General features: G+C 49.9%; 10 protein-coding genes and 1 pseudogene. 4 read left to right on the top strand and 7 right to left on the bottom strand.

Annotated features, from left to right (window positions below):
• Nucleotides 1-24: 24 nt before the first annotated feature.
• From KTN04_RS16240 to umuD, 5 genes and pseudogenes are all read right to left on the bottom strand, one after another.
• Nucleotides 25-780, bottom strand: coding sequence for a hypothetical protein (locus KTN04_RS16240; RefSeq protein ID WP_217336274.1), 756 nt, complete (start codon nucleotides 778-780; stop codon nucleotides 25-27).
• On the bottom strand, nucleotides 707-2,176 hold the full coding sequence (locus KTN04_RS16235) for a site-specific integrase (RefSeq protein ID WP_217336273.1): 1,470 nt from the start codon (nucleotides 2,174-2,176) through the stop codon (nucleotides 707-709). The genes KTN04_RS16240 and KTN04_RS16235 overlap by 74 nt, the downstream gene beginning before the upstream one ends.
• A gap of 220 nt (nucleotides 2,177-2,396) precedes the next feature.
• Nucleotides 2,397-3,554: a tyrosine-type recombinase/integrase gene (locus KTN04_RS16230; RefSeq protein WP_217336272.1), complete on the bottom strand. Its 1,158-nt coding sequence runs from the start codon at nucleotides 3,552-3,554 to the stop codon at nucleotides 2,397-2,399.
• Nucleotides 3,555-3,673: 119 nt separating this feature from the next.
• Nucleotides 3,674-3,787, bottom strand: a pseudogene (locus KTN04_RS17320) (Y-family DNA polymerase); the annotation flags it as partial.
• Nucleotides 3,780-4,238 (bottom strand): translesion error-prone DNA polymerase V autoproteolytic subunit, encoded by a 459-nt coding sequence (gene umuD, locus KTN04_RS16225; protein WP_254262625.1) that lies wholly within the window; start codon nucleotides 4,236-4,238, stop codon nucleotides 3,780-3,782. The pseudogene KTN04_RS17320 and the gene umuD, both read right to left, overlap by 8 nt.
• A gap of 141 nt (nucleotides 4,239-4,379) precedes the next feature.
• Between umuD and KTN04_RS16220 the strand changes: the two genes are divergently transcribed.
• From KTN04_RS16220 to KTN04_RS16205, 4 genes are all read left to right on the top strand, one after another.
• Complete coding sequence (locus tag KTN04_RS16220; protein ID WP_217336270.1) at nucleotides 4,380-4,958, top strand: hypothetical protein; 579 nt, start codon at nucleotides 4,380-4,382, stop codon at nucleotides 4,956-4,958.
• An 83-nt stretch (nucleotides 4,959-5,041) separates the two neighbouring features.
• Entirely contained in the window at nucleotides 5,042-5,323 is a 282-nt protein-coding gene (locus KTN04_RS16215; protein ID WP_217336269.1) for a hypothetical protein, read from the top strand.
• The gene (locus KTN04_RS16210; protein WP_217336268.1) at nucleotides 5,317-6,123 is read left to right on the top strand and encodes a hypothetical protein; all 807 of its coding nucleotides are present in this window, start codon (nucleotides 5,317-5,319) and stop codon (nucleotides 6,121-6,123) included. Before KTN04_RS16215 ends, KTN04_RS16210 begins: the two co-directional genes overlap by 7 nt.
• A 116-nt stretch (nucleotides 6,124-6,239) precedes the next feature.
• On the top strand, nucleotides 6,240-6,764 hold the full coding sequence (locus KTN04_RS16205) for a hypothetical protein (RefSeq protein WP_217336267.1): 525 nt from the start codon (nucleotides 6,240-6,242) through the stop codon (nucleotides 6,762-6,764).
• 186 nt (nucleotides 6,765-6,950) lie between these two features.
• On the opposite strand, the gene KTN04_RS16200 is transcribed toward KTN04_RS16205, so the two are convergent.
• Together KTN04_RS16200 and KTN04_RS16195 are read right to left on the bottom strand one after the other, a co-directional pair.
• Entirely contained in the window at nucleotides 6,951-7,259 is a 309-nt protein-coding gene (locus KTN04_RS16200) for a hypothetical protein (RefSeq protein WP_217336266.1), read from the bottom strand.
• A gap of 107 nt (nucleotides 7,260-7,366) precedes the next feature.
• Nucleotides 7,367-8,002 carry a hypothetical protein gene (locus KTN04_RS16195; protein WP_217336265.1) on the bottom strand — a complete coding sequence of 212 codons (636 nt, stop codon included), beginning with the start codon at nucleotides 8,000-8,002 and terminating at the stop codon, nucleotides 7,367-7,369.
• Nucleotides 8,003-8,566: the final 564 nt, after the last annotated feature.

The raw sequence follows: 8,566 nt of genomic DNA, 5'->3' as shown, positions 1-8,566 counted from the left end.
AATGAACTCGGAACCGGCATGATATCAAGTCGAAAACAGCTGTTCCGGGCAGTTTAGCTGTTCAGGCGGCGAGCAGCAGGTTTTTCGAGGTGCCCAATAATTGAAAATCCGGGATTGTTCCTCATGCGGAATGATATCTGTTCGTCCGACGTTTTTACCGACAGAATCGACACCTTTGATTTTGCCAATACCACAGATCCGCCATAAGGATGCCTCTCCCCACGGATAACGCTGAAGAGGGAACACTGTATCCCCGGAAAATACCCAAAGAAAATCGATGACCCGTAATCTACCATATAGTGGGAGCGGCCTGAGCTTCAATTCTTCTTTGCAATAGTGAATATAGTTGCTTATATGAATGGCGCGAACTTCTGAAAAATTCGAGACACCCAAAGCACTCAGCCATCGGACAAATGGTGTCACGCTGGCAGTAACAAAAGTAGTAATCCCTCGTGCAATCGGCGGTTTGGAGTGAGGGAGACCTCTTTTAAACCATGCGTAGGCAACCGCCTTGCAGTCTGATATGAGCGCAGTAGGCAGACTGGCATCCCAGTTGATTACCTTATACGACTCAGAAATATTGGCCTGATAAAAAAATGGGCGCAAGTCCCACTTCGCATCACCAAATCGGCTTAAGACTATTAGCTCCCCGTTCTCACCAATGATCGCGCTAACCACAATGCGATCACGCTCTTCTGGCGTCAGACTATTTGCAGTGACCGGTTGCGCAGCAAGTACATCGTAAGCTTTCAATGCCGCATTCGAATTTCTGATCTTCATAGGAGCCGCTCAATTTCTTTTCCATAAACTCGATTTTTTTCGCCCAGAATGGATGCGGAGCACGTTCAGCTTCGGTCTTTGCCTGACTTACCAGCGCGACGTTAAATTTCTTCGACGTAAACTCGTCAATCAACCGAATATAGCTAAACTGACGCTCTCTCCATTTACCCCATTCGTCCGTAAGAAAATATTCGACTTCTGCATACAGGAACTGTTGATAGCTGAATAAACGATACAAATCCTCCACTGTGCCCACAATCGCGTAGCTAGGGCATCCGAGGCAGTGGATGAATTCAGAGCAGTGGGTTATGCCGTCCTTAGGTGCCCGGCTACCGTATAGGCTATCCTGACAGCCGCCTGGCGGCGTTGGAGTGATATCCACGCCACGTAGTTTGTCCGGGAAAGCCTCCCCAACGAATGTCGCGCCTTCGACCTTAATCTCATCGTTGATTTTCAAATAGTGATTATCCGCGACAGCAGGGCTGTGGCCCATAATGGATGAAACTTCGAGAATATCGCCACCACTCAGCTTCCATAGCCGGCTCTCCATAGTTTTGCGCAGTCGGCTTAGGCTTACGTGCAGACGATTACCTTGATCGTCTTGAAGAGCATGACGCTCACAAAGGCTTTTGGTCGATACATATAAAGTCCCTGCCGTAAGGGTAACTATTTTGTTCTCACCACCTCGTTGCCCTGAGCGGTACAGCCATACATGCGAACGAATTTCCTCGGATGCCATGGCGACAAGCGGCTCGCTCATTTCTAGAGCCTTATTAAAGACTGCGACACCATCAAGGGGAATGGCGTTGAATTCATCTAGCAAATTCGTTTGTCTTATTGTCTTGTTCTGAGCGCCTTTGCCTCTGCGTTTGATAGTATTTATCAACCTGAGATTAGGTATAAATGGATGAGGCTTAAGGGCGTCTCTTGCCATTTCCAGAAGCGGAGTTGTATTGATTCCTGATCTTGCAGCAGTGATAAGCAGCATAACCGACATTGCCTCTGCCCCATTTCCCAAGAACGTGCCTTTGTGGATGGCAACAAGGTCGGATTTCAATGCGCCAAGCAACCTCTGCATTTCCCCCATCGTAAGCGGATCTGCGTCCTTCGTATTTCTTGCATTGTTGGGAAATGGATTGGGTGGCAATAGGTCATCTATATTATTTTCGATAAACCCATAATCAGCCAGAACAATGGCCAGTGATTTGAAGCTGGTATAATAATTTTTGGCTGTTGAACCGTTAGGATACTTAAGCTTCAGCCACGACACAAAACGCTCAATGTGGCGCTTAGTTAGGTTGTTCGGCGTTACCGGCGGCGACTCAACTGACCCACCGCCTAGGAAACCAAGGAAAGACCTCAACCCGTTGACCGAGTAGCCAATCAATGTGGCCACCGAGAAATTTCCTCCTTCCAGCAGCGCTCTGATGACGTGGATGCCTTGAATGGCCCATGCGTCGAAACCGATTCCGAGGTATTGTGTATGGTCGATTTTCCTATGATTTCTCGGGTTTCTCGGCAAATCGATTGTTATGCTGTCCTCGACAGTCTCGAATCCCTTTGTGACAGAATGCAAGGCTGCTTTGTAACTCTTCGGCCGGGCCAATGTGACTACCTCAGGCGTGTTGAACGGAATTAGCCATAAACATCATGTCGATCTCATCCTCGTGCGCAAGGACTGATTGAGCCTCAAGCTGGTTTATCAGATGAAGGTAAATCATGGTTGTCTGTACATCAGAATGTCCTAGCCTATCTCTAACATATAGCAATGGTTCACCTTCAAAATCTTTACTCTTGCGCAGAGCTAGCAGGGTGTACGTGCCGTAGGTATGGCGCAGCATATGGGCTCGAACATAAAAGCCACACTTACGCTCATATGACTTCATAACGTCCACAACAGAATCTTTTGAATAATGGCCGCCCTCCCTGGTCAGCAGTAGGGCGCTCACCTTTCCGTCCCCGCGAGATTTGCGTAATTCTCGTTGATGAAGTGAATATGACCACATGCTTTCCATCAGCGACCAAGGCACGTCGATAGTTCGAGGACGGTCATACTTGATGAGCATGTCCACTGGGTCTAGGGAAACATTGATCATCTGCCCTTTGCGTAACCCTTTTCTCAACTTAGGATTGAACACATACTTCAGAGGAAAAGATCTGGCCTCACAGGAGCGAAGGCCGGTACGCACCATGAGGTGAAACAGTATCTGATGGCTGGGATCGGTATCGAGAGCAAGGCATTCTTTGACTTGGTCTTTGGTCAGGAATTTGGTCAAACGTCTGCGCTCGCGCATCATCACCGAAACCTTTGTACTCTGGGCTCCAGGCTGTGCAACATGGCTGAGCAGGCCGGAATGGCTGGCGGCTTTGACCTTCTTCTCACTGAAGGGAAGTATCGCTATCAGATCGCGCTGCTTAGCCCAGCGGTAGAACCGGACGACTAGGGCCAGCCGATTGTTTACGGTGCCAGGATCAAGTGCCAACTCACCGCTCGACCAGTCTCTATACCTTGAAAGAACGCTCAGCCCATGAGCTGGGCTTTCCTCGTTCCAAGTTAGCTGATTGGCTTCCAGGAAAGCGAAGTAGTCGTACAGACGGCGTCCATATGCCTCCCACGTGAGATCGCTGAGAGACTCCCCAGACTCGATCAATGTGTGCCATAGAAATGATTGTGCAGGCTCGACTGGCCATCCTTCAGCTCCAACCAATAGCGGGAAGCCCTCAAAGGATCGCCCTGCCAGGGTTAGTTCTTCTGTTGCGAATACGAGCCTCATGCCACCGCCTTAAGCCGCTACGAATGGATTGCCTTATGAAAGCTGGTAACGGCTGTTTCAGAGCGGTTCAAAAGGCAACTTGGACTCTACAGTACCTACTAACGGTTTTCACCCCTCAGATCGTTGTTTGAGAGACAAATGACCGGCCGATACTTCAGGTCCGGCCGAAACAGCTTTTCACACGATGCATAGAAATTGTTGCAGTCCACCAAAGCAAAGACGGGATCAGGCATGCTGATGTTGCCTCTGAATGCGACGGACCACGCTGGTAACCACGCCGAATATTTCCAGCTCGGACTCATCCGAGATGTTGATGGGTGGGTACTTGGGGTTTCGAGGGAGCAGGCGAACACGCGGGTGTAGTTCCAGCTGCTTCACTGTCATTTCCCCATGCAGGGAAGCAATCACGATATCGCCATGCGCGGCTGTAATGGAACGATCAACCACCAAGATGTCACTCGGGAATATGCCAGCGTCCACCATGGACTCGCCCTCAGCACGCACGAAAAACGTTGCTGCAGGCCGTTGAATACAGAGCGTGTTGAGGTCCAGCGTGTCCTCAACATAGTCCTGAGCCGGTGATGGGAAGCCTGCCGAAACATGCTCAAGGAACAGGGGGATAGAGAGGGTAGGCGTAGTGTGCTGATCCAGCTCCGCACAATTCCCGATCACAGTTACACTCATGACAAAGCCCATATACTGTATTTATATACAGCATTGATTCTAAGCCCTGAACCGTTTTTCTGCAAAGCAGACCTCTTGTAAGTCCGCCAACCTATGATTTCATGGCCCACAACCATCGAAAATTTGGGGGCTATTCGACTCATGTACTTCCAAAATCTTGACGTTTCAACTCTGCTGCTTGCTAACCGTTCCACGGCTCGTGAGCGCCTATTGGCTTGGGCGGTCTCGGTTGTTCTCCTGGTCAGCTTGTTGATGGCGTACTGGTACGCACCTGTCATTGCGGATCAGGCGGCAGCCAAGACGGCGACAAGCTTTGGCAGCTTTGTCATTGATGCGTTCGGAGCGGCGGCAATCATTACGTTTGCTCAGCGGCTTTTGTTTCCGATGAAGCACTCTCTGATGGACCGTTTGCGTCGTTTCACCCCGATTGGTGTAGTGGAAGAGAGAGATCGTGCCGCATTGGACGATGCATATCTTCAAGTGATGGAAACAGCCAGCAGAATCGATCTCAGGAAAGCTCTGGAGCTGGCACAATATGATGCTGAAATACTGTCCTTCGGAAATCTTCGGGTGATTGCACAACAGCGCCGAGGCACGCTGTCTCAATGGATGAATACAGAGGCTCGCATCCGCCAGGCATGCTACCTCTTGTACCTTTGCCATCGGGCGGAACAAAAAAAACAGCAAGTTGCCGAGACAGGCCGGACGGACATCTTTTAACGAGACATTGAGGATGATCTATTAACGGCTCCGCACCCAATGCCGCTGCCCTACAATGCCTTGAGCATTGAAGGAGGGACATTATGGGACAGTTAATCGAAGTCGATTTCCAGCAGAATAACACTGCATACAGCGTCGAGTTCCACGATGTCGTCAACCACGTGAAGCGTGAGACCGTGTGGGCTGCAAACCTTTATCACGCCCAGGCTATTGCTGTATCAAAATTTTCCCTGTATCCAGAGACAACGGCAATCATGATCTACCCTGGTACTGCAGAAGATCGCAGAGTCGGTGATATTGCGCTTGCTGTCATGTTGGAAGAGGATGTTCGCCAATATTTAAATCGTCAGGCGGGCACATGCTGAAGAGTGCAGCTTTGGCCTTGGTGCTGTTATCAAGTGCCAGCATGCCGGTATTAGCCTCGACTCCCCAACCCCCTAATCCCACGGAGCAGGAGGTTCAGGCGATTTTTGGTCAGCGTCTATCGCACGGTGATCGGCCGGAAAGTCTGCTACTTCTTGCTGTCGCAATGGATCAGCAGGCGCAAAACTCACCTACTCGTGAAGAGAACATCGGTATACCGTACATTGCTGGCCTTGGCGCCGGATATTGGGTCCGCTTACTCCAGCAAGAAAAGGCTAACCCAAGGCTGGATACGCTCGTGAACAATGCACTGATCCTGATCTACGCAGAAGGACACACTCACCCAGATGATATAACCAGTGCAGCTGCGCATCAGTTATTGACCATGGCTGCAGAGCGCGGATATTGGCCTGCACAGGTTTATCTCACTGAACACCAGCTTTCTAAATGGCGCAGACAGGGAGTTCCAATGCGGCGTACCTCCGGCTTAGGCGATAACAAGCTCGAACGGACGCTTCGATATCTGAAAAACTGTGCTCAGATTGGGTTTGCGCCATGCCAGTTCCAATTGGGATTTTGGTATTTGCAGGAACCACCCACCCAAATTTCGGGGCTTGATCTACTCAAAGCTGGCATCGAGGTTGTTAGGCGGGATCAACGCTACACAAGCAGCTCGGAAACCATGCAGGATATGGATAAATCACTGGCCATCCTTGCCGAAGCCTACTCGAAAGGATCTGCTGAAGGTATAGCGGATATATTGAAACATGCGCAGAACAGTCGAGCGGCTGGCCAGAGATAGTACAGATTTGGATGCTGTCCGGACTGAGTAAACAGCATTGGTTGGCAAACGGGTCCACTTCACTAACGGCTGCGACTTCATCCTGGAAGACGAAGCTGGGTACTACTGGAATTAATATGACGCCATTGAACGAGCAAAATCTACGTGCAGTCATGCCGTTACCGGAGCATCATGCATGCCCTGAAGAGCCTTTCTTTCTTGTGTGCTTGAAGCCGCCTTCGATGGCGCATGCGTTCCTGATGGCTGATCGCGTGGCTGTCTATGAACTGGCCAAGCACGGAGGGTTCAGATACCGGGCGAACGTTGATCTTGAGGATGCACTGCAATTTAACATCTACGCCTCAGCCCCCAAGGCTGTTCAACAAGCTTTGAAGGCAGGTCAGTCTTTTACCTATGCGCTTTTCACCAGCGGAGCCAAGTGGTTCACGTCAGCAAGACGACCAGAAACCAATCGCACAAACCTGGCACTTGAAGCGTATCGTGAAGAGTATGGCCAGATTCTGTTTGTGACACTGGATGAAGCTGAACGGCGCCGCTGGGATCGCATTCCTGAGGGGATACGCTCACTGGTTACGCCAACGCTCGAAGATGCAGTTAAACGTCATATCATGGTGCGGGCACGCTGTTTGCAGCTGCATTAGTGGCTGGCGAGCATACCAATCAAGTATATAGCAGGCCCTGCTCTGGCCCGTCCCTCACAGTACAAGCGTTTTGAGGGTGATTTGTAGGCCAGAACAGATAGCCTCTGTTGCTGTTGCACCATTTAATGCTCGAAGAGTATTCAGATCGAGCGCTTTTGGGCGTTTTCGATGGTATTCCTTGAGCGGCTACGTTAGCGATCTTCCTTGGTTAATCAGGTGTTCGATGGACTGGCGATGCTCTGCAGTGCAGGGAATAATTTTCTCCAATTCTTCACCGTTGTGCTTTAGCTCAAGTAACCCCTCAACACTGTCTTCGAAGTAGACCCTTTTCTTCAGTGTGCCACGATAAATTCTGAGGGATGCAATGACCCAATCGGCAGAGTCCATAATGGAAGCTGCCGATTCATCGTTCAGGTCGAGAAGTAAGATCCAAGTATCCGTCTCAAATTTAACCGTATAAGGTGTTTTGTGCGGGTATAAATAATCCACGGTCATACCAATCAACTACTTTTGGCTGAATCCATATTGGGATATCGGTTTACTTTGTGAACCTGAAGGCCTGTCCAAGGGAAGATCCTGACTCTGATCTATATTCGCCGGAATCATCGCCTGATTGCGCCCATCAGCTGCTTACGAAAATCAGTGGGGTCCATGTCACGGCTGTAGACGCGATGCCGCAGGCTGACCTTGGTGCGGCTACTGGATACTTTTTCAAACTGAACATCATATTCGGCATACCACAGCATCTGACGCATAGGACCACCGTACATGCCGACGACATTGTAGTAGGTACCAGGAATTCCATCCCAGCGGCGGGCGGCGAAAGGAGAGTCACCACCACGATTGTCATCGGGATCGGTGAAGCGTAGGAAGCGCTTAGCCTTGCTATAAGCCATATCAACCGGCAATGCGACTGTTTCGGAGTATGTCACGCTGGGTGACAAGCTCGCGCCGGGCAGGGTGGTGTTATCGCACCAGCGTTTATCGCGGAAGTGCCAAGTTTGGTCGTATTTAGAGGTTGCTTTGCGGCAACTCAGGGTCACACCTTCTGCTGAAGTGAGGGAATCCGTGGTTGACCCGCGACCATTAGTTGTTTCAACGGTGAGAGGATTTTCCCAGCAGGTTATGCACTTTCCGTTCACATAGGTATCGTTACCCTGAGTGGTAACACAGCCTGTCATGGTGAGTGATAGAGCAGCAATGGCTACAGAGGGCTTAGCCATCGTTGAAAAATTCATGGCAGATCTCCTTTTCGTGGGAAGCTGAACTGTAAAGCGAGGACGACCAAAATGATGGTGTATTTGGGTCATTGCATATGACTCAATTACGCCAGAACCTACGGTGGGTATGGCACCTCGGCATCAAGTAACTGATTGATTTTAATGACATTGATGAACAATAGATCTTAGCGCGAGCTGAATGAAGCCATGATCTACTTCGATGGCGTTTCCTCATTCGAGTCAGGATCTATTTGAGCAATCATGTGGTGTCTTATGATCCGTAGCTGTGTAGCAGGCTCTCATACAAAGCGTTACTTACAATGGATCTGACAGGTAGATGAATTCTCAACGATGACGGTCATTTCATGAATTAAAAGGTAGCCCGAACGACAAATCAAAGCCCCCGCACAGCGGCCACCCTTTCGTGCCATTCCCAGCACTGGCAAAAGGCGTGGCATTTACATACTGAAACGATTCTAAAACCTAGTTGTCGCATCCCGGATGATCATATAAGCCAAAGGCGTTATCCTTGGTTCGTCGCTCGCGACATCATGTACCACGCCATTGAGCAATTCATCCAGC

The organism is Marinobacterium weihaiense (genome assembly GCF_019061305.1).
Classification (GTDB): Bacteria; Pseudomonadota; Gammaproteobacteria; order Pseudomonadales; family Balneatricaceae; genus Marinobacterium; species Marinobacterium weihaiense.
This window is presented reverse-complemented; position numbering and strand designations above follow the sequence as displayed.

Coding starts and splice junctions, on each gene's coding strand:
- KTN04_RS16240 (WP_217336274.1), bottom strand. CDS start 780: ATGAAGATCAGAAATTCGAATGCGGCATTGAAAGCTTACGATGTACTT.
- KTN04_RS16230 (WP_217336272.1), bottom strand. CDS start 3,554: ATGAGGCTCGTATTCGCAACAGAAGAACTAACCCTGGCAGGGCGATCC.
- umuD (WP_254262625.1), bottom strand. CDS start 4,238: ATGAGTGTAACTGTGATCGGGAATTGTGCGGAGCTGGATCAGCACACT.
- KTN04_RS16220 (WP_217336270.1), top strand. CDS start 4,380: ATGTACTTCCAAAATCTTGACGTTTCAACTCTGCTGCTTGCTAACCGT.
- KTN04_RS16215 (WP_217336269.1), top strand. CDS start 5,042: ATGGGACAGTTAATCGAAGTCGATTTCCAGCAGAATAACACTGCATAC.
- KTN04_RS16210 (WP_217336268.1), top strand. CDS start 5,317: ATGCTGAAGAGTGCAGCTTTGGCCTTGGTGCTGTTATCAAGTGCCAGC.
- KTN04_RS16205 (WP_217336267.1), top strand. CDS start 6,240: ATGACGCCATTGAACGAGCAAAATCTACGTGCAGTCATGCCGTTACCG.
- KTN04_RS16200 (WP_217336266.1), bottom strand. CDS start 7,259: ATGACCGTGGATTATTTATACCCGCACAAAACACCTTATACGGTTAAA.
- KTN04_RS16195 (WP_217336265.1), bottom strand. CDS start 8,002: ATGAATTTTTCAACGATGGCTAAGCCCTCTGTAGCCATTGCTGCTCTA.